Origin of the sequence: Adlercreutzia equolifaciens, assembly GCF_029076695.1 — a bacterium.
In the GTDB taxonomy this organism is placed as follows: Bacteria; Actinomycetota; Coriobacteriia; order Coriobacteriales; family Eggerthellaceae; genus Adlercreutzia; species Adlercreutzia equolifaciens_A.
In genome coordinates this window covers 1-286 of sequence record NZ_JARFIK010000678.1, presented here as the reverse complement: position 1 = coordinate 286, position 286 = coordinate 1, and the positions used below count along the sequence as shown (strand labels likewise).

Genomic DNA, 286 nt, shown 5'->3' with positions numbered 1-286 from the left:
TATGAACCTTAAAACATGTCAGTACTTTGTAGCACTTGCGGAAGAAATGAATTTTACAAAAGCATCTGAAGCTCTTCACATCACACAGCAGTCCCTCTCTGGTTCCATCAAGCGCCTGGAGGAGGAATATGGTGTGGAGCTGTTTCAGCGAAAACCATATCTGAAGCTCACACCTGCCGGGGAGACTATGCTTTTTTACTCAAAACAGATGCTGCGAAATGAATCCCAGATGATGGCATCCCTGGCGGATCTCTCCGCCGAATGTTCCGGTCATCTTGTTCTTGGA

General features: G+C 46.5%; 1 protein-coding gene. It reads left to right on the top strand.

The window, feature by feature from the left end; translation table 11 throughout:
- Positions 1-286, top strand: a 286-nt coding sequence (locus PZH32_RS14090) for a LysR family transcriptional regulator (RefSeq protein ID WP_275208893.1), incomplete at both ends; no start/stop codon positions are given.